The 18,499-nt window shown below is 63.6% G+C and carries 20 protein-coding genes; 17 read left to right on the top strand and 3 right to left on the bottom strand.

The features are described 5' to 3' along the window. Window positions 1–11 precede the first annotated feature (11 nt). Both clpA and clpS read right to left on the bottom strand, forming a co-directional pair. Entirely contained in the window at window positions 12–2,333 is a 2,322-nt protein-coding gene (gene clpA / locus EV686_RS05510; RefSeq protein WP_132474337.1) for an ATP-dependent Clp protease ATP-binding subunit ClpA, read from the bottom strand. A gap of 177 nt (window positions 2,334–2,510) precedes the next feature. Then, window positions 2,511–2,819: an ATP-dependent Clp protease adapter ClpS gene (gene clpS / locus EV686_RS05505; RefSeq protein WP_132474335.1), complete on the bottom strand. Its 309-nt coding sequence runs from the start codon at window positions 2,817–2,819 to the stop codon at window positions 2,511–2,513. Between the two features lie 244 nt (window positions 2,820–3,063). Between clpS and EV686_RS05500 the strand changes: the two genes are divergently transcribed. Further along, window positions 3,064–3,309, top strand: a complete 246-nt coding sequence (locus tag EV686_RS05500) for a cold-shock protein (protein WP_132474333.1) — start codon at window positions 3,064–3,066, stop codon at window positions 3,307–3,309. Window positions 3,310–3,385: 76 nt separating this feature from the next. Next, window positions 3,386–3,877 (top strand): DUF192 domain-containing protein, encoded by a 492-nt coding sequence (locus tag EV686_RS05495; RefSeq protein WP_243650758.1) that lies wholly within the window; start codon window positions 3,386–3,388, stop codon window positions 3,875–3,877. On the opposite strand, the gene xseA is transcribed toward EV686_RS05495, so the two are convergent. Then, window positions 3,874–5,211, bottom strand: a complete 1,338-nt coding sequence (xseA, locus tag EV686_RS05490) for an exodeoxyribonuclease VII large subunit (RefSeq protein ID WP_132474331.1) — start codon at window positions 5,209–5,211, stop codon at window positions 3,874–3,876. The two genes, EV686_RS05495 and xseA, sit on opposite strands and share 4 nt — an antisense overlap. Before the next feature lie 534 nt (window positions 5,212–5,745). On the opposite strand from xseA, the gene EV686_RS05485 reads away from it, so the two are divergent. The 15 genes from EV686_RS05485 (at window position 5,746) to EV686_RS05415 (ending at window position 18,402) form a co-directional block, all read left to right on the top strand. Then, window positions 5,746–6,372, top strand: a complete 627-nt coding sequence (locus EV686_RS05485) for a MotA/TolQ/ExbB proton channel family protein (protein WP_132474329.1) — start codon at window positions 5,746–5,748, stop codon at window positions 6,370–6,372. Beyond that, window positions 6,369–6,779, top strand: a complete 411-nt coding sequence (locus EV686_RS05480; protein ID WP_132474327.1) for an ExbD/TolR family protein — start codon at window positions 6,369–6,371, stop codon at window positions 6,777–6,779. Before EV686_RS05485 ends, EV686_RS05480 begins: the two co-directional genes overlap by 4 nt. After that, window positions 6,776–7,834, top strand: coding sequence for a tetraacyldisaccharide 4'-kinase (gene lpxK, locus EV686_RS05475; RefSeq protein ID WP_132474325.1), 1,059 nt, complete (start codon window positions 6,776–6,778; stop codon window positions 7,832–7,834). Before EV686_RS05480 ends, lpxK begins: the two co-directional genes overlap by 4 nt. A 46-nt stretch (window positions 7,835–7,880) precedes the next feature. Next, on the top strand, window positions 7,881–8,060 hold the full coding sequence (locus tag EV686_RS05470) for a Trm112 family protein (protein WP_132474323.1): 180 nt from the start codon (window positions 7,881–7,883) through the stop codon (window positions 8,058–8,060). After that, complete coding sequence (gene kdsB, locus EV686_RS05465; protein WP_132474321.1) at window positions 8,057–8,845, top strand: 3-deoxy-manno-octulosonate cytidylyltransferase; 789 nt, start codon at window positions 8,057–8,059, stop codon at window positions 8,843–8,845. The genes EV686_RS05470 and kdsB overlap by 4 nt, the downstream gene beginning before the upstream one ends. 172 nt (window positions 8,846–9,017) lie before the next feature. After that, window positions 9,018–9,674 (top strand): adenylate kinase, encoded by a 657-nt coding sequence (gene adk / locus EV686_RS05460; RefSeq protein ID WP_132474319.1) that lies wholly within the window; start codon window positions 9,018–9,020, stop codon window positions 9,672–9,674. Window positions 9,675–9,728: 54 nt separating this feature from the next. Next, complete coding sequence (locus tag EV686_RS05455; RefSeq protein ID WP_132474317.1) at window positions 9,729–10,487, top strand: 3-hydroxyacyl-CoA dehydrogenase; 759 nt, start codon at window positions 9,729–9,731, stop codon at window positions 10,485–10,487. Between the two features lie 17 nt (window positions 10,488–10,504). Continuing rightward, the gene (gene murJ / locus EV686_RS05450) at window positions 10,505–12,061 is read left to right on the top strand and encodes a murein biosynthesis integral membrane protein MurJ (protein ID WP_132474315.1); all 1,557 of its coding nucleotides are present in this window, start codon (window positions 10,505–10,507) and stop codon (window positions 12,059–12,061) included. A gap of 111 nt (window positions 12,062–12,172) precedes the next feature. Continuing rightward, window positions 12,173–12,436 carry a 30S ribosomal protein S20 gene (gene rpsT, locus EV686_RS05445; protein WP_132474313.1) on the top strand — a complete coding sequence of 88 codons (264 nt, stop codon included), beginning with the start codon at window positions 12,173–12,175 and terminating at the stop codon, window positions 12,434–12,436. A 495-nt stretch (window positions 12,437–12,931) separates the two neighbouring features. Further along, window positions 12,932–13,627, top strand: coding sequence for a 3-oxoacid CoA-transferase subunit A (locus EV686_RS05440; protein WP_132474311.1), 696 nt, complete (start codon window positions 12,932–12,934; stop codon window positions 13,625–13,627). Window positions 13,628–13,714: 87 nt separating this feature from the next. After that, entirely contained in the window at window positions 13,715–14,365 is a 651-nt protein-coding gene (locus EV686_RS05435) for a 3-oxoacid CoA-transferase subunit B (RefSeq protein ID WP_132474309.1), read from the top strand. A gap of 38 nt (window positions 14,366–14,403) precedes the next feature. Further along, complete coding sequence (locus EV686_RS05430; RefSeq protein ID WP_132474307.1) at window positions 14,404–15,132, top strand: SDR family NAD(P)-dependent oxidoreductase; 729 nt, start codon at window positions 14,404–14,406, stop codon at window positions 15,130–15,132. A 196-nt stretch (window positions 15,133–15,328) separates the two neighbouring features. Continuing rightward, window positions 15,329–16,264, top strand: a complete 936-nt coding sequence (locus EV686_RS05425; protein ID WP_132474885.1) for a tripartite tricarboxylate transporter substrate binding protein — start codon at window positions 15,329–15,331, stop codon at window positions 16,262–16,264. 15 nt (window positions 16,265–16,279) lie between these two features. Continuing rightward, window positions 16,280–17,485 (top strand): 3-oxoadipyl-CoA thiolase, encoded by a 1,206-nt coding sequence (gene pcaF, locus EV686_RS05420; RefSeq protein WP_132474305.1) that lies wholly within the window; start codon window positions 16,280–16,282, stop codon window positions 17,483–17,485. Continuing rightward, window positions 17,482–18,402 (top strand): 3-hydroxyacyl-CoA dehydrogenase NAD-binding domain-containing protein, encoded by a 921-nt coding sequence (locus EV686_RS05415; RefSeq protein ID WP_132474303.1) that lies wholly within the window; start codon window positions 17,482–17,484, stop codon window positions 18,400–18,402. The genes pcaF and EV686_RS05415 overlap by 4 nt, the downstream gene beginning before the upstream one ends. Window positions 18,403–18,499 lie beyond the last annotated feature (97 nt).

Here is an 18,499-nt window from a genome sequence, read left to right as displayed (position 1 = left end):
GAATCCCTCCATCAATCTACCAGTTCGGGTTCCGGCTGTATCGAAGCTGGTTTCTGCGCGCTGCCGCCGTCCTTGTCATCGAAGCGCAGCACCACCTTCGAAGCCTCGTCCAGGTCAACCGTCACGCTGCCCCCGGAAACCAGCCTGCCGAAGAGCAGTTCGTCCGCCAGAGCGCGGCGGATCGTATCCTGGATGAGCCGCTGCATGGGCCTTGCCCCCATCGCCGGGTCGAAGCCGTTGCTGGCAAGGTAGTCGCGCAGCGCCTGCGTGAAGACGACATCCACGCGCTTTTCGTGAAGCTGGTCTTCCAACTGCATCAGGAACTTGTCGACCACCCGCAGGATGATTTCCCGCGACAGCGGCGTGAAGCCGATGATGGCGTCCAGCCTGTTGCGGAATTCGGGCGTGAATGCGCGCTTGATCTCCGCCATCTCGTCCCCCGAACGCGAGGCCGCGGCAAAGCCGATGCTGTTGCGGTTCAGGGTGTCGGCGCCGGCATTGGTCGTCATGACGATGATTACGTTGCGGAAGTCGGTCTTGCGCCCGTTGTTGTCCGTCAGCGTGCCATGGTCCATGACCTGCAGCAGGATGTTGTAGACATCGGGATGCGCCTTCTCGATTTCATCGAGCAGCAGCACGCAATGCGGCTGCTTGCTGACGGCCTCGGTCAGCAGTCCGCCCTGGTCGAATCCGACATAGCCCGGCGGCGCGCCGATCAGCCGGGATACGGCATGGCGCTCCATGTATTCCGACATGTCGAAGCGCAGCAGCTCCACGCCCAGCATGAATGCCAGTTGGCGCGCGACTTCGGTCTTCCCGACACCGGTCGGGCCGGAAAAGAGGAAGGCGCCGATGGGCTTCTCTGGTTTGCCCAGGCCGGAGCGCGCCATCTTGATCGATGCCGCCAGCGCCTCGATGGCCTGATCCTGGCCGAACACCACCGTCTTGAGGTCGCGCTCAAGCGTGGCCAGGCGGTTGCGGTCGTCCGTGGAGACCGTCTGCGGCGGAATGCGCGCGATCTTGGCCACCGTCGCCTCGATCTCGGCCTTGCCGATGACCTTCTTCTGGCGTGAACGCGGCAGCAGCCGCTGGGCGGCGCCCGCCTCGTCGATGACATCGATGGCCTTGTCCGGCAGGAAGCGGTCGTTGATGTGCCTGGCCGCCAGTTCCACCGCCGCCGTCAGGGCCGCGGCGGAATAGCGTACGCCGTGGTGCGCCTCGAAGTGCGTCTTGAGGCCGCGCAGGATCTGGATGGTCTGTGCCACCGTGGGCTCGGCCACGTCAATTTTCTGGAACCGGCGCGACAGCGCGTGGTCCTTCTCGAAAATGCCGCGGTATTCGTTGTAGGTGGTGGCTCCCATGCACTTCATCTGTCCCGACGACAGCGCGGGCTTGAGCAGGTTGGAAGCATCCAGCGTGCCGCCCGAAGCCGAACCGGCCCCGATCAGCGTATGGATCTCATCGATGAACAACACCGCATGCGCGTTGTCCTGCAGGGACTTCAGCACGCCCTTGAGGCGCTGCTCGAAATCGCCCCTGTACTTGGTGCCGGCCAGCAAGGCGCCCATGTCCAGCGCATAGACCTGCGCCTTGAGCAGGATGTCGGGCACTTCGCCGCGCGTGATGCGGCGGGCCAGGCCTTCGGCGATGGCGGTCTTGCCCACACCTGCCTCGCCCACCAGCAGGGGGTTGTTCTTGCGCCTGCGGCACAGCACCTGGATGACGCGCTCGACTTCGGATTCGCGTCCGATGAGCGGATCAATGCGGCCGCGCCTGGCCTCGGCGTTGAGGTCGATCGCGTACAGCTCCAGCGGAGACTTCTGCTGGTCGGATTTGGTCTCGACCGTATTCTGCGCACCGCCCTTCGATTGTTCCAGCACGGGCGGCGTGTCCTGCGTCTTGGTGATGCCATGGGACAGGAAATTCACCACGTCCAGCCGCGTCACGCCCTGCTGCAGCAGATAATAGACCGCGTGCGAGTCCTTTTCGCCGTACATGGCGACCAGTACGTTGGCGCCCGTGACCGAGTTCTTGGCGCTGTTGCCCGAGGACACGTGCATGATCGCCCTCTGGATGACGCGCTGGAACCCCAACGTGGGTTGCGTGTCGACTTCGTCCTCTCCGGGAAACACCGGCGTGTTCTCGGAAATGAATTTGCGCAGATCGCGGCGCAAGGCTTCGATATCGGCGGCGCAGGCGCGCAGCACCTCGACGGCGGCAGCATTATCGAGCAGCGACAACAGCAGATGCTCGACCGTGATGAACTCATGCCGCGCCGCGCGGGCATCGACAAAAGCCATGTGCAGGCTGACTTCAAGTTCTTCGGAAATCACGCTTCCTCCATTACATTTCGAAGCGGACACAACGGTATCATGCCCTCATCCCGCGCCTTCGGACTTGCCGGATCATGCTCCCGGCTTCCGGCGCCGATATCGCTCGACGACATGAACGATATCCACAGTTCCTATTCTATGACTAAAACCTCATTGCGGCATGCACCGGGCGGCAGTTCAATTGCCGGCGGGCACCGGTTCCATGACGCATTGCAGCGGGTGCTGCCTGGCATACGCCAGCTGGCGCACCATTTCAACGCGGGTAGCCGCGATATCGCGCGGATAGATCCCGCAGATGCCGCGTCCCTCGTGATGAACTTTTAGCATGATTTGCGAGGCTTCTTCCTCGGATTTGCCAAAAATACGCTGCAATACGCTGACGACGAAGTCCATCGGCGTGTAATCGTCATTGAGCAGCAGCACCTGGTACAGCGGCGGCGGCGATATGCGCGCGGGAGCCTTTGCCAGCGCGGTATCCTGATTCATCGTGATCTGCGTAATAACCATAAAAGATCAAAGCGCTTTTGTCCTGGGCCAAGCCCGCGGCAAAAAGCTGAAAACTAAGTAATTTCCATAGTTGACCATATCGGCTGGAATTGCGCATTATCACACTGTTCCGGAGCCGGGCAAGTCTTGTTTTTTCCCCCGGCTCCGGAATGCGTTGGCTAAAGGTTAAAGTATGACTTGTAGTCCAGCTTCAACTCAACACTCTAGTCGAGAGGCAGTCAGAATGTCCGATTCAACCGCAACCCCCACGCCCGGCGACGCCGAAAAGCTGACCGGGACCGTCAAATGGTTCAATGACGCCAAAGGCTTTGGCTTCATTACTCCCGACAACGGGGGCGAGGACCTGTTCGCTCATTTCTCCTCCATCCAGATGAGCGGCTTCAAAACCCTGAAAGAAGGCCAGAAGGTCTCGTTCGAGATCGCACAGGGTCCGAAAGGCAAGCAGGCGCTGAATATCAACGCTGCCTGAACTGATCCGACGGGTTGAGTGCACCTCCACACCGCAGGTGCATTGACGGCGCCTGCATTCTGTTCCAGCCAACAGTATGATGACGCGACAAATTCCATTCCCGAAGCCGGGGCAGAAAAGCCCCGGCTTTCTATTGTTCCTTCTTCTCGTTTTCCTGTTCCTGTCGCAGGCGGATCGCGCGCATGCTCGCCAGGCGATGCTGCTGCCCACCGCCTCGCTGACGCTGAAGCAACGTGAAATACGGGTCGAAGTCGCCGCCACGGACGCCAGCCGGAACCAGGGCCTGATGTTCCGCACCAGTCTGCCTCCCGATCACGGCATGCTGTTTGCGTTCGATACGCCGAGCCGGACCTGCTTCTGGATGAAGAACACGCTGATCCCGCTGTCGATCGCCTTCATCGACGGAACAGGCAGGATCATCAACATACTGGACATGCAGCCTCATAGCCTGGACAACCATTGCCCCGAAAGCGCCATGCGTTATGCGCTGGAAATGCCCAAGGGATGGTTCCGCGATGCCGGCATCGAGGCGGGCGACAAGGTCGAGGGCCTGCCGGCGGCCAACTAGCGCGTATCACTCTCCCGGCCGCCCGCCTGGGCCCGGACGCGGCCGTCGCTGAACTGCAACTCCAGCGCCTGGCCCGGACGCACCTGCCCCATGCTGCGCACCACCCTGCCTTCCGCGTCCCATACCAGGGCATAGCCGCGCTCCAGCACCCCCTCGGGGTTCAGGGCCTCCAGCATCTGCGCCAGCGTCGAAAGGCGCGCCCGCTGCCGCTGCAGGCGATGCTCCAGCAGGCGCTGCAGATCTCCGGAAAGACGCTGCACCTGCAAGCGCCGATCCTGGAGATCCGGAGAGGCCTGCCGCAAGCGTCCCGCCAGGACCTCCAGCCGCCCCCGCCCCTGGGCAGGCTGGCGCATCAGGCGCAACAAGCGCTGCTGCAACGAAGCCAGGGACTGGCGCCGCTGCGCCAGGCGCTGTCCGGGCGACACCAGCATTGCCGCCGCCCTGTCCAGCCGCAGGGACGCCATTTGCAGGTGGCGCGTCTGCAAAGCGTGCAGATTCCTGGCCAGTGCCTGGAGCTGGGCCAGGCAGCGGCTGCGCGAGCGGCAGCACAGTTCCGCCGCGGCCGTCGGCGTCGCCGCCCGGACGTCGGCGGCGAAATCCGCCAGCGTCACATCCGTCTCATGTCCGACGCCGCTGATCACGGGCAAGGGACTGGCGGCCACCGCCCGCACCACGCGCTCGTCATTGAAGCACCACAGATCTTCCAGGCTGCCGCCGCCGCGCACAAGCAGGATCGTATCCACCTCGCCGCGCGTTCCCGCCGCCTCCAGGGCCGCCAGCAGGCCTGAAGCAGCCTCGGCGCCCTGGACCGGGCTGGGGTAGATCACCACCCGGACATGCGGCGCCCTGCGCCTCAGCGTGGTCAGCACGTCTCTGAGCGCCGCCGCAGCCAGCGAAGTCACTATTCCGACCGCCCTGGGCATGGCCACGGGCTCGCGCTTGCGTCCGCTGTCGAACAGGCCCTCGGCCGTCAACTGCTCCTTCAGGCGCAGGAACTGCTCATGCAGATTGCCCAGTCCCGCGCGCCGCATGGCATCGACCTGGAGCTGGTAGTCTCCCCGCGGCTCGTACAGCGTGACCGTGGCCCGGAACTCGAACTGCTCGCCGGGCCTGGGCGTCAGGCCGACCAGCCTGGCCCTGTTCCTGAACATGACAGCCCTGACCGCGGCCGCCTCGTCCTTGATCGAAAAGTACCAATGCCCCGAAGCCGCCTGGGTGAAATTGGAGATCTCTCCACGCACCCAGACCTGGGGAAACTCCGAGGCCAGCAAGCGCCCTACGGCGCGATTGAGCTGCCCTACGGAGAAAATGACGCCGGATGCAGCATCCACCATAAAAAAAACTCCCACGCTGCGCGGGCCTGCCGCCCGCTTGCCATCCCCAAGGGGACGTCCTTAACCTTGATCCGACCGGCGGTAAAAACCTTGTTCACCAATGCCGGGTGTCCATGCTGTCCACAGAAAACGGCCTTTTGTCAAATCATCGAAATATCAATCCGATTCTGCCCAATGATGCGTAAAAACTTTAAACAAAATCAGCAAGTACATGATTTTAAAATAATTTAAATAAACCTGGTCCGGTGTTCGAGAAATGCCCAACGGACCGCAAAACGCCACAAAGACTGCACTCCCGCTCTTTTATGCACAGAATTATCCACAGATTCTGTGGATACCCTGCGCAAAGCCAGCACCATCGCGGATTTGCCCTCCGGAAATGGCGTAAACAGGCCTGATCCGAGGATCAGGAACTGGCAACAGCCGCCCCGTCCGCCTTTTCCCTCACCGCAGCCTTTACCTCGTAAAATACCGCCAGACCACATTGCGATGCTTCCATCGCCCGTGCCACCCGAACCCGAGACGGAGCCCACCTTGCTTGAAATCATCGACGCCGCCGGCTGGCCGATCTGGCTGCTTATTGCCGCTTCCGTCATCTGCCTTGCACTGATCCTGGAACGCCTGCTGTCGCTGCGGCAAGCACGCATCGCGCCCGCAAGGCTGGCCGAGCACGTGGCCGAGCTTGCCCTACGCCGCACGCCCTCGCCGGAGGCGCTGCGCAAGCTGTCCGACAATTCCGCGCTGGGGCGCGTGCTGGCCGAAGTCTTTCTTCAACGCGACAAACCGGAATCGTACCGCATCGCCGCCATCGAGAGCACGGGCCGCGACATGGCCATGCGGCTGAACCGCTACCTGCCCGCGCTGGGCACCATCGCCGTCGTCGCTCCGTTGCTGGGGCTGTTCGGCACGGTGGTCGGCATGATCGAGATCTTCGCCTCCTTCACCCCCGAGGGAGGAGACCCCGCCCAGTTGGCGCGCGGCATCTCCGTTGCGCTCTACAACACGGCCTTCGGCATCATCATCGCCATCCCCGCCCTGGTGTTTCACCGCCTGTTCCGCACTCGCGTGGACGGCTATCTGCACCGGATGGAGCGGGATGCCTCCGCATTGGACCGGCTATTGGACGACCTGGCCGACGCCTCCCGGGAGCCCCGGCAATGAATTTTCGCCGAACGCTGCGCGAGGATGAGCTGGAAATCAACCTGATTCCGCTCATCGATGTGCTGCTGGTCATCCTGATCTTCCTTGCCGCCAGCACCTCGTTCGTGCGCTACCAGCAGATGCAGCTGGCGCTGCCCCAGGCGCAGGCCGAGGCGGCCGAACCCCAGGCGCTGACGCTTGCCGTCAGCCAGGACAATCAGTACGCCCTGGAAGCGCAATGGCTGTCCGGCGCCAATGTCGACGAAATGGCGGCCGAGCTGCGCAAAGCCGCCGCCGGGATGGAAAATCCGCTGCTTGTCATCTACGCCGACGCCAAGGCCACGCATGAGTCCGTCGTCCGCGCCATGCAGGCGGCGCGGCAGGCGGGCATCAGCCGCGTCAGCTTCGCCACGCAGGGGACGCCTTGAGCTTCGGTGCCCGTCTGGCCGCCTTCGCCCATGGCGTATGGCGCGGGAAAGGCATCGTCAGCACGCTGCTGCTGCCCCTGTCCTGGCTCACCGCACTGGCGGTCGAGCGCAAACGCAGGCGCTACCGCGACAGCCCCGGCCTGGCCTGGCGCGCCCCGACTCCCGTCATCGTGGTCGGCAATATATTCATCGGCGGCACGGGCAAGACGCCGGTCGTCATCGCGCTGGCGCAGGCGCTGCACAGGCACGGCTGGCGCCCCGGCGTCATCAGCCGGGGCTACGGCATCGAGACCGGAGCCGAGCCACGCGTCGCGCAGGGCATGCCCGATCCGGCCCTGGTCGGGGACGAACCCGCCCTGATCGCCCGCGCAGCAGCGACGCCGATCGCGGTACATCCGCGCCGCAAGCTGGCGGCGCAGGCATTGCTGCAGGCCTGCCCGGAAGTCGACGTGCTTATTTCCGACGACGGTCTCCAGCATCTGGAACTGGCCCGCGACATCGAAATCGTCGTCCAGGACGAGCGCGGCGCAGGCAACGGCAGGCTCCTGCCGGCAGGCCCGCTGCGCGAACCGGCCGAACGCCTGTCATCGGTCGATTACCTGGTCACGCAACAACTGCAGCTGTCTGAATCGCAGGACGCCGTGCGGGCCGAGATGCGCCCTCTGTCTATCGGCATGTGCATGCGCCCCGTACGTGTCGTCCACTTGATTTCGGGCGAAGAAATGGACTGGTACGCCTGGGTGGAAAAGCACGCCGGCCAGCGTCCCGCCGCAGCGGCAGCCATCGGCAATCCGGCCAGGTTTTTCGACATGCTGCGCCGGTCCGGCCTGGCGCCGGATCCAACTCTGCCGCTTCCCGACCATTATGGCTACCGGGAGTCTCCATTCGATGGCTTCGGCGCGGCCCCGATACTGATCACGCCAAAGGACGCCGTCAAATGCCAGCATCTCGCGGACGACCGGCTGTGGTCGGTGCAGACCGAAACGGTGTTCTCCGATCCGGGCTGGCCGGACTCCGTCCACCAGCGCCTTCTAGGCCTGCGCAGCCCGCATTAGCGCGCTACACTCACGCCATACGCAATTTCACTCCACAGGACCGCTTATGCAAACCCGTCTGCTAGAAATTCTGGTCTGCCCCGTCACCAAAGGCCGGCTGCGCTATGACCGCGACCGCCAGGAACTGATCAGCCAGGCCGCCAAGCTGGCATTTCCGATCCGCGACGGCATCCCCATCCTGCTGGAAAGCGAAGCGCGCCGACTGGACGACGCCGACGCACAATGAACTTCACCGCCATAGTTCCCGCGCGGGCCGCATCCACGCGCCTGCCCGACAAGCCGCTGCTGGACATCGCCGGCAAGCCCATGGTCGTCCGCACGGCGGAGCAGGCCCTGAAGTCCGGCGCGCTGCGGGTCGTCATCGCCACTGACGACACACGCATCCTCGATGCGGCGCAATCCCACGGCGTGCACGCCGTGCTGACGCGACGGGACCATCCCACCGGCACCGACCGGCTGGCGGAAGCCGTGGACATCCTCGGCCTGCCCGATGACGCGATCATCGTCAATGTACAGGGCGACGAACCTCTGATCGACCCTGCGCTCGTGCGCTCGGTCGCAGAACTGCTGTCCCGCACGCCTGAAGCGGCCATCGCCACCTGCGCGGCGCGCATCACGCAGGCGGAAACCCTGTTCAACCCCAATGCCGTCAAAGTCGTCCTGAACGCCGCCGGACTGGCCCTGTTCTTCTCCCGCGCGCCCATTCCCTGGGCCCGCGACGCCTACGGGCAGACGCGCGACAACATCCTCGAAAAAGCACAGCAGGCGCTGGACGACGGGCTTCCCGCATTGCACCATATCGGCCTGTACGCGTACCGGGCGGAGTTCCTGCGCCGCTTTCCGGCCCTTCCCGAAGGGCATCTGGAAAAACGCGAATCCCTGGAACAACTGCGCGCGCTGGAGCACGGCCACGGCATTGCCGTGCACATTGCCGACTCGCACCCGGCCGCCGGCGTCGATACCCGGGAAGATCTCGGCCGGGTGCGCCAGGTTTTTGCAAATCGGTTATAAATCGTTCTCGGCCAGATTTCACAGCGCACGGTACGCGGCTTTCCCGCACCTGCATGGCGTTCCGGCGCCCTTGCCCGGCATCGTCCCGCGCCGCGTCCGATCTGTTCCATGCAAGACATGCTGCATTGCGGCATAATTCAAAAAATCCAGAAAAACCCTGCAGGAGGAATTCATGCGACTGATATTGCTAGGCGCACCAGGTGCCGGCAAAGGCACACAGGCTGCCTTCATTACCGAAAAGTTCGGCATCCCCCAGATCTCCACCGGAGACATGCTGCGCGCAGCGGTCAAGGCACAAACCCCTCTGGGTATCGAAGCCAAGAAGATCATGGATGCGGGCCAGCTCGTATCCGACGACATCATCATCGGCCTGGTCCGCGACCGCCTGCAGCAGCCCGACTGTGCCAACGGTTATCTGTTCGACGGTTTCCCCCGCACCATTCCCCAGGCCGACGCCCTGAAAGAGGCCGATATCGCCCTGGACTATGTCGTTGAAATCATCGTCCCCGAAGAGAACATCGTCGAGCGCGTAACGGGACGCCGCGTGCACCCCGCAAGCGGCCGCTCCTACCACGTGAAGTTCAATCCGCCCAAGGTCGAAGGCATCGACGACATCAGCGGCGAACCTCTGGTCCAGCGCGACGACGACAAGGAAGACACCGTGCGCAACCGTCTGTCGGTCTACCGCAACCAGACGCAGCCCCTGGTCGAATACTATTCGTCCTGGGCCAAGTCCGGAGACGCCAGGGCCCCCAAATACCGGCATCTGTCCGGCGTGGGCAGCGTGGATGAAATCCGCGAACGGATTTTCCAGGCGCTGGAAAACTGATCCACAGGGGCTTTCTAGCCCCTGTTTTCAATGGGTACGCAACCAGGGGAAGCAATGGAAATCAAGGACAAGGTATTTCTCGTCACGGGAGCGGCATCAGGGCTGGGCGCCGGCACCGCAAAGATGCTCGTTTCGCAAGGAGCCAGCGTCGTGCTGGCGGACCTGCAGGACGAGGCCGGCCGGGCGCTGGCGAGCGAGCTTGGACAGGCCTACGTCCATTGCGACGTCACCAGCGAGGCCGACGGACAGGCTGCCGTGGATGCCGCTACCGCCATCGGTCCGCTGTTCGGCCTGATCAACTGCGCCGGCATCGCGCCAGCCTCGCGTACAGTGGGAAAGAACGGTCCGCATGCGCTGGATCTCTTTCAGAAAGTCATTTCCATCAACCTGATCGGCACATTCAACATGATCCGGCTGGCCGCCGCCGCCATGAGCCGCAACACGCCCGAACCAACGGGCGAACGCGGCGTCATCGTCAATACAGCCTCCGTCGCCGCCTACGACGGCCAGATCGGCCAGGCGGCCTATGCCGCCTCCAAGGGAGGCGTCGTCGGAATGACACTGCCCATCGCCCGCGATCTCGCCAGGGACGGCATCCGCAACGTCACCATCGCCCCGGGCATCTTCGGCACGCCCATGATGTTCGGCATGCCCCAGGAAGTCCAGGATTCGCTGGCCGCCAGCATCCCCTTCCCCTCGCGCCTCGGCACGCCTGAAGACTACGCGAAGCTGGTCCACAGCATTCTGACCAACGACATGCTCAATGGCGAAACCATCCGTCTCGATGGCGCCATCCGCATGGGGCCGAAGTAAGGCGATCCCGGCCGCGCATGGGTCTGTTCAGGTCCGCCGCCACCGTCAGCGGCTTCACTCTGCTTTCCCGCATCACAGGTCTGGTGCGGGACATTGTCATCGCGGCCACGCACGGCGCGGGCCCGCTGACCGATGCCTTCTGGGTGGCCTTCCGCATCCCCAACCTGCTGCGCCGCCTGTTCGCCGAAGGCGCTTTCTCGCAGGCCTTCGTTCCCATCCTGGGCCAGGCCCGTACCACGGAAGATGAACACCAGGTCAGATTGCTGCTCGATCGCGTCGCGCGCCTGCTGACGCTGGCGCTGATGGTGGTCACCCTGCTGGGCATTCTAGCAGCCCCCTTGGTCGTCAGCGCCATGGGCAGCGGCATGCGCGCGCCGGACAGGCAGGAGGAATTCCTCTCCGCCGTGTGGATGACTCGGGTGATGTTCCCCTATATCGTCTGCATGTCGCTGGTCGCACTGGCATCCGGCGTGCTGAACACCTGGAGCCGATTCGCGGTACCGGCCTTCACGCCAGTCCTGCTCAACCTGTCCATGATAGGCGCCAGCCTGTGGCTGGCGCCCCTGTTCGAGACGCCCATCCACTCCCTGGCCGTCGGCGTCATGATCGGCGGCATCCTGCAGCTTGCCGTGCAATGGACCGCGCTGGTCCGGCTGGGCATGCGGCCCCGCATCGGCGGCTCCGTCGGGGACGCCTGGCGCGACAGCCGTGTCCGGCGCGTGCTGAAACAGATGGCGCCCGCCATCCTGGGCGTGTCCGTGGCCCAGATCTCCCTGCTGATCAACACCAATATCGCCACCTGGCTGACGCCGGGCAGCGTGACGTGGCTGTCGTTCGCCGACCGCCTGATGGAATTCCCCACCGCTCTGCTGGGCATCGCCCTCGGCACCGTACTGCTGCCCAGCCTGTCCGCCGCCAATGCGCGCTCGGACGCGGCGGGCTACAGCGCCCTGATGGACTGGGGACTGCGCCTCGTTCTGCTGCTGGGCCTGCCCGCCATGCTGGGGCTGGCGCTGTTGTCGGACGCGCTGGTCGCCACCCTCTTCCACTACGGCGCATTCTCCGCTTCGGACGTGGCGCAGACGCGGCTGGCGGTCACCGCCTATGCCGCCGGGCTGCTGGGCCTGCTGTCGATCAAGATACTGGCCCCGGGCTTCTATGCCAAGCAGGACATCCGCACGCCCGTGCGCGTCGCCATTATCGTCCTGGTCCTGACGCAATTGATGAACCTGGCGTTCGTTCCCCTGTTCGCCCATGCCGGCCTGGCGCTGTCCGTCGGACTGGGGGCCATGTGCAATGCCGCCATGCTGCTCGTCATCCTTCATCGCAGGCGCATCTATCGGCCCTCTCCCGGCTGGCCGGCCTTCCTGCTGCGCCTGGCCTTGCCGCTGTGCGCGCTTGCCGCCACCCTGCTGCTGGCCTCCCGCGAACTGGACTGGATCGCGCTGGGCAATACCCCCCTGCTGCGCGCCGCCTGGCTGGCGGGCGTCATCGCCGCATGCATGGCCGTCTATTTCACGACACTGTGGATTACAGGTTTTAGGCCAAAAGACTTTACACGGCGCGGCAGGTAGGATAGAATTATTGTCTTTGCCGAACCTCGCATATACTACAACTGCACTATACGTTGTACGCAAGCCCGGCTCAATACACCAACGCAACAGAACTACAGCAGATACACAACTATGGCCAACACCGCCCAAGCACGCAAACGCGCCCGTCAATCGGTTGCCCGCAACTCGCACAATGCCAGCCTGCGCTCCATGCTGCGCACGTCCATCAAGCGCGTGCGCCAGGCCATTGCAGCTGGCGACAAGACCGCTGCCGCCGAAGTCTATCGCAAGACGACCAGCATCATCGATCGCGTGGCTGACAAGAACATCATCCACAAGAACAAGGCCGCTCGCCACAAGAGCCGCCTGGCTGCTGCCCTGAAGGCACTGGCCTGATTCCAGGCGGGCCTCGGCCCGCCTTGCCCTGAACACAGACATCGGGGCAACGCCGCAAGCGGCAGCCATCGCGCCGCTGGAATGGGACGCTATTTATGCGTCCCTTTTTGCGTTTCCCCATCCGCCCGCCCCTCTCCCAGCTCCACACCTTCTCATTCCGGCCCGCTCTCCACAGGCCAATTCCCTGCGCCACAGCCGCGGTCTTCGGTGCCAGAAGCATCCGAAGCGCCGCCGGCTTGCAACGTCCCGCTTACCACCCAAGCCAGCCTGCTCAGCCATCGCGCACGCGACAACAGCATATCCGGCGATCCAAGCTGACACGATCTCTCACAATTCGACCGGCGCATTCATCTCCGTATATACCCTTAAATTTGTTCTATATAAAAACTATTGTTCTATATTCGAATTTTTAATAGAATACCAGAATCGATAACAGCTTGAGCAGGACCGCTTTTCCGGTCCGTCAAGTCAATCTCGCATCCGCAGGAGACACTCTTGATCAATAAGATCTCGGCATCCGTGGCCCAGGCTCTGGAAGGCATTCAGGATGGCGCCACCGTCCTCATCGGGGGCTTCGGCACGGCCGGCATTCCGGTTGAACTGATCGACGGGCTGTGCGCAATGCCCGTGCGCGACCTTACCGTTGTCAACAACAATGCCGGCAATGGCGATACGGGGCTGGCCGCCCTGCTGAAGTCCGGCAAAGTACGCAAAATCATCTGCAGCTTTCCACGACAAGCGGATTCACACGTATTCGATGCGCTCTACCGCGCAGGAAAGATCGAGCTCGAACTGGTTCCACAAGGCACGCTGGCCGAAAGGCTGCGCGCGGCGGGCGCAGGCATCGGCGCATTCTTCTGCCCGACCGGCTACGGCACCGAGCTGGCCGGCAATCGCGAAACACGGGAAATCAATGGCCGCCATTACGTACTGGAAGAGCCCATCCATGGCGATGTCGCGCTCATCAAGGCCGAGCGCGGCGACCGCTGGGGCAATCTGCTGTATCGAAAATCGGCGCGCAATTTCGGACCTGTCATGGCAACCGCCGCGCGCCTGACCGTCGCCTCCGTGCATGACATCGTTGAACTGGGCGAACTGGATCCGGAAGCCATCGTGACGCCGGGCATCTATGTCGATCGCATCGTCAAGATCGAACGTCGCGCGACTACGGCCGGCGGCTTCGTGCGTTGAGCCGCGCCAGCCGTACCGAATCCGTACCAACAAATGATGACCGCCACCGCGCAGACGCGGCCGCACATTGCAGCAAAAGGAATACACATGGCCAACTACCGACCACGCTCCAGAGATGAACTCGCCCAGCGCATCGCGCAGGACATCCATGAAGGGGCCTATGTCAATCTCGGCATCGGCATGCCCACCCTGGTCGCCAACTATCTGCCACCGGATCGCGAGGTCGTGCTGCACAGCGAAAACGGTATTCTCGGAATGGGGCCTGCGCCGGCGGAAGGCGACGAGGACTACGACCTCATCAATGCCGGCAAGCAGCCCGTCACCCTGCTGCCAGGCGGCGCCTATTTCCATCACTCCGACAGTTTCGCCATGATGCGCGGCGGCCACCTGGACATCTGCGTGCTGGGCGCATTTCAGGTATCGGCCACCGGCGATCTGGCCAACTGGAGCACGGGCGAATCCGGCGCCATCCCGGCGGTCGGAGGCGCCATGGATCTGGCCATCGGGGCAAAACAGACCTGGGTCATGACCAATCTGTTGACACGCAACGGCGACAGCAAGATCGTCGAACAATGCGCCTACCCCCTGACCGGCGTCGGCTGCGTTTCGAGAGTCTACAGCGACCTTGCCACGTTGGAATGCACACCCCGCGGGCTCGTACTGATCGATCTGGTTCCGGGACTGGACAAAGCGGAGCTGGAGCGCATCATCGCACTTCCGATCGCCGACGCAGCCTGAGCGAACATCGACATCCTCCACATGCAACGGACATGACCATGACTCTGAAAACCGCCACTCTTGTCACTGGAGGCAGCGCCGGCATCGGCCGAGCCATCTGCGAAATGCTTCTGGCCGAAGGACGGACCGTCATCAACCTGGATTATGTTCGTCCAGACTGGCAGCATCCCAAGCTGGCCTTTTTTCAGGCCGATCTGACGAACGCGGAGCAAACCCAGGCGCAGGCGCGCAGCATCACGCAGCAATATGCCGTCACGGCTCTGGTCAACAATGCCGGAGCCACGCGTCCGGGGACGATCGATACCGCCAGCCTCGCCGATCTCGACTATGTCGTCGCGCTGCACTTCCAGGCCAGCATCCTCCTGACTCAAGCGGTTCTGCCATCGCTGCGCGCCTGCGGCAATGGCCGCATCGTCAACATCAGTTCCCGCGCCGCGCTGGGCAAGCCCGAGCGCATCGTCTATTCCGCGACGAAGGCCGGCCTCATCGGCATGACCCGCACGCTGGCCATGGAGCTGGGCGGCGACGGAATCACGGTCAACGCGATCGGACCCGGCCCCATCGCAACAGAATTGTTTCGCAACAGCAACCCGGAAGGCGCGCCCAGGACGCAGCGCATCATCGACAGCATCGCCGTCAAACGCCTCGGCACGCCCGAGGACGTTGCCCGCGCGGCCATGTTCTTCCTTTCCCCTGACAACGGTTTCGTTACAGGACAAGTCCTGTACGTATGCGGCGGCACGACGCTCGGCACGGCCGCCATCTGAACCCCCTTCCGCGCCCGCCTTGCCGGCCACGAACCGGCAGGGATGCGCAGGACAGGATTGCCGGCACCCTCATAACCATAATGCATTATCCAAGGAGCCTGACATGCAAAAGCAAGCAAACACCTTTTTCTCCGGCAGGGCCCGCCGCTCCATCCTGCGCGCGCTCGGCTTGACCGGTGCGCTAGCATTCACCGGAATGACCGCGACGGCCCCCAGCGCCTCGGCCGCCCAGGCATTCCCACAGAAGCCGATCACCATCATCGTGCCGTTCTCCGCGGGTGGAACCACCGATATTCTGGCGCGCATCGTCGGTCAATACCTCGCCGCCAAGTTCGGGCAAAGCGTCGTCATCGACAACCGGGCCGGCGCCGGCGGCAATATCGGCGGACAGGCCGCCGCCCGCGCGGCTGCGGACGGCTATACCCTTTTCATGGGAACAGTCGGCACCCATGCCATCAACGCCAGCCTGTACCGCAACATGCCGTTCGATCCAATCAAGGACTTCGCTCCCCTGACCCGCGTCGCGCTGGTTCCCAACCTGCTGGTGACCAATCCGGCGCAGCCCTACCGCACCGTCAAGGAGCTCATCGAATACGCCAAGGCAAACCCGGGCAAGATCAATTTCGCCTCCTCCGGCAACGGCAGCTCCATTCACTTGTCGGGCGAGCTTTTCAAGCAACTGGCCGAAATCGACATGCAGCACGTTCCCTACCGAGGCAGCGCGCCAGCCGTCACGGATCTGCTTGGTAACCAGGTGGACATCATGTTCGACAACCTGCCCTCAGCCATGCAGCATGTGCGCGGCGGCACCCTGGTTCCCATAGCCGTGACGACCGCGGAGCGTTCGCCGGAACTCCCTGAAATCCCGACCATTGCCGAATCGGGCCTGCCCCGCTACGAGGCCACTTCATGGTTCGGTATGTTCGCTCCGGCTGGCACGCCGGCGGACATCATCGGCACGCTGAATACCGCCATCGTGGAAGCCCTGAAGAACCCCGAAGTCATCGAAAAATTCACCGCGCAAGGCGCCCAGGTTTACAGTGAAACACCCGAATCCTTTGCCAAATTCATCGCGAGCGAGCATGAAAAATGGGCTGGCGTCGTGCAAGCGTCCGGTGCCAGCGTCGATTGATACAGGAAAGACAACATGAATCCGCAAGCTTTCATCTGCGATGCCATTCGAACGCCCTTCGGCCGCTACGGCGGCGCGCTTTCCAGCGTACGCCCCGATGATCTGGGCGCCGCTGTCATCAAGGCGCTTATGGAGCGCAATACAGGCGTCGACTGGCAGGCGCTGGACGACATCCTGTTCGGCTGCGCCAACCAGGCCGGCGAAGACAACCGCAACGTCGCCCGCATGTCCGGCCTGCTGGCGGGGCTTCCCGTCGAGGCTCCAGGCGCCACCATCAACCGCCTTTGCGGTTCCGGGCTGGATGCCATCGGCTCCGCGGCGCGCGCCATTCGCGCCGGCGACGCCACGCTCATGCTGGCCGGCGGCACGGAAAGCATGAGCCGTGCGCCATTCGTCATACCCAAGGCGGACAGCGCCTTTACGCGCAACGCGGCCATCCACGATACGACCATCGGCTGGCGGTTCGTCAATGCACGCATGAAGGCGCTATATGGCGTCGATTCCATGCCGGAAACTGCCGAAAACGTCGCCACCGATTTCGGTATCGAGCGCGAAGCCCAGGATCGCATGGCGCTGGCCAGCCAGACCAAGGCACTGGCCGCGCAGCAGGCCGGCATTCTCGCCGAGGAAATCACGCCTGTCGGCATCCCGCAACGCAAAGGCGATCCCATCATCGTCGCGCACGATGAACATCCACGCCAGACCTCAATGGAGGCGCTTGCCCGTCTGAAAGGCGTCGTCCGTCCGGACGGCACCGTCACGGCCGGCAACGCCAGCGGCGTCAACGATGGCGCCTGCGCCTTGCTTCTGGCCGATGAGGCCAGCGCCGCGCGGCACGGACTGACGCCGCGCGCACGCATTGTCGGCATGGCGGTCGCCGGCGTCCCACCCCGCATCATGGGCATCGGTCCCGCGCCCGCCACCAGGAAACTGCTGGCGCAAACCGGCATTTCCCTGGACCAGCTCGACGTGATCGAGCTGAATGAAGCCTTTGCCGCGCAAGGCCTGGCCGTACTCAGGCAATTGGGCCTGCCGGACGACGATCCTCGCGTCAATCCGAATGGCGGCGCTATTGCGCTCGGCCATCCGCTGGGAGCCAGCGGCGCCAGGCTGGCGACGACTGCGGTCAACCAGTTGCACCGCACCTCCGGCCGCTATGCGCTCTGCACCATGTGCATCGGCGTGGGACAAGGCATTGCAATCCTTCTGGAACGCGTATGAAGCGCCTCTCCATCATAGGCGCCGGCAACATGGGCAGCGCCATTGCCAGCCTGTTCTTGCTTCATGGCTGGCAGGCACGCCTGATCGATCCCTCCGAGCAGGCGCGGCTATCGTCCCGGCGCAAAGTGCTGGGCGCTCAGGCCGGCGGATCGGAGGACGATTCGCGCATCTCCTGGCATGCCAGTCTGGCCGCCGCGCATGACGCCGAGCTGGTCATCGAAGCCGCACCGGAAAACCTGGAGCTGAAAACAGAGATATTCCGGCAGCTCGAAGACATCTGTTCGCCGCAGACCATCCTGGCGAGCAATACCTCCGGCATACCGATCAACATGCTCGCGCAGGCCCTGTCCCGTCCTGAGCGGTTCATCGGCGCTCATTTTTTCACGCCGGCGGACATCATCCCCCTGGTCGAAATCGTGCCATCCCTGCTCACCGCCCCGGAAACCGGCGAATACATGCTGGCCGTCCTGCGCGGCACTGGCAAGCTGCCGGTTCTGCTGAAGCAGGACATTCCGGGATTCATCGCCAACCGCCTGCAGCACGCCCTGGCGCGCGAAGCCATGTCGCTACTGGAAAAAGGCGTCGCTTCCGCCCGGGACATAGACACTGTCGCGAAATGGAGCCTGGGAGTGCGGCTGGCGCTCACCGGCCCCCTGGAGCAGCGCGACATCAACGGACTCGACATCCATCACGCCATTGCCGGCTATCTTTACGAAAATCTGGAAAGCTCCCGGCAGCCTCTGCGCATCCTGGCGGAAAAGGTCGAGCAAGGCCGTCTCGGCGTCAAAAGCGGGCACGGCTTCTACGACTGGGACCAGCCGGAGCAACGCCGGTCGCTGCGGCGCAAAGATGCCGCGCTGCGCCGCCTGGTGTCTCTGCTCCGGGAGTCCGAAACTGAAGGGCATGCCGAACAGTGACGGAGAAGCTCTGTTCCCCGGACCGGAGTTCTTCATTCACTGCCTGCCCGACGGCTCGCTTATAATTTGCGATCCTCCGAACCTCCCGCCCGGCGCC

It is taken from the genome of Paracandidimonas soli (assembly GCF_004342005.1).
In the GTDB taxonomy this organism is placed as follows: domain Bacteria; phylum Pseudomonadota; class Gammaproteobacteria; order Burkholderiales; family Burkholderiaceae_B; genus Paracandidimonas; species Paracandidimonas soli.
The sequence above is the reverse complement of the archived record's forward strand: the minus strand, read 5'-3'. Positions and strand labels throughout refer to the sequence as shown.